This is a genomic window from Paenibacillus sp. UASWS1643 (genome assembly GCF_008693195.1).
Lineage (GTDB): Bacteria > Bacillota > Bacilli > Paenibacillales > Paenibacillaceae > Paenibacillus > Paenibacillus amylolyticus_B.
This window is the reverse complement of record NZ_VXKZ01000066.1, coordinates 1-1,185: the sequence shown is the minus strand read 5'-3', so window position 1 is coordinate 1,185 and position 1,185 is coordinate 1. Positions and strand designations below refer to the sequence as shown.

Here is a 1,185-nt window from a genome sequence, read left to right as displayed (position 1 = left end):
AAATAATTCGCTAAGTTCACTTGTCAATTTTTCCATCTTTTCTTCATACGGGATACCATCATCTTCTAATTCTTCAATCCCTACATAGCGTCCAGGAGTTAGTACATAATCATGTTCACGTACCTCTTCGAGTCTTGCTTCTTTACAGAACCCTTGCACATCTTCATACATTCCATTCTCATTTCGCCAATTATGATACGTATCAGCTATTTTCATAATATCTACATCACCTAACTCACGGTGGCGACGATCGACCATGTTTCCAAGGTTACGGCCATCAATAAAGAGAATTTCATTTTCACGATTGCGGAATTTGCCATGTTGTTTCTTATTTCTATTTAAGATCCATAGACATACTGGAATAGAAGTAGAATAGAATAAGCTTCCTGGTAATGACACGATACAATCGACCAGATCAGCATTAATTAGGTTTTTACGGATTTCACCTTCGTTTGATGTATTCGAGCTTAGTGAACCGTTTGCTAATACAATTCCAGCCACTCCATTTGGTGACAAGTGATAGACCATATGCTGTAGCCAAGCATAGTTGGCATTACCTTCTGGCGGTGTGCCGTATTTCCAGCGCACATCGTCAGTTAAACTGCTGCCGCTCCAATCACTGATGTTAAACGGAGGGTTTGCTAATATATAATCCGCTTTTAATGTACGGTGTAAATCATCATGGAATGTATCCGCGTGATGTTCACCTAGATTTCCGTCTAATCCCCGAATAGCAAGGTTCATACGGCACAATTTCCAAGTTGTCGAATTTAATTCTTGCCCGTAAATCGAAAGATCGTTAAGTTTCCCTTGATGTTCAGTGACGAATTTTTCACTTTGAATGAACATCCCTCCGCTGCCGCATGCCGGGTCATAAATACGCCCTTTATATGGTTCGATGAGTTCAACTAGTGTTTTAACTATACTTGTCGGCGTATAGAACTCACCGCCGCCCTTTCCTTCTGCACTTGCAAATTTGCCTAAGAAATATTCATATACACGACCAAGTAAATCTTTCTCGCCGCTACTGTGCAATTTAATAGTAGAAATTAAATCAATGAGTTCTCCTAAGCGGCGCTTATCTATTTCAGGTCTAGCGTAGCGTTTATCTAAAACTCCCTTTAGCACAGGGTTTTCTTTTTCAATTAAAATCATTGCATCGTCAATAAATTGTCCGATTTTCAC

The 1,185-nt window shown here is 39.7% G+C and carries 1 protein-coding gene; it reads right to left on the bottom strand.

Annotation, left to right across the window (positions count from 1 at the left end; all coding sequences use genetic code 11):
• Window positions 1–1,185 (bottom strand): N-6 DNA methylase family protein (locus FE296_RS00325; protein ID WP_150363975.1); only part of this gene is annotated, 1,185 nt, incomplete at both ends.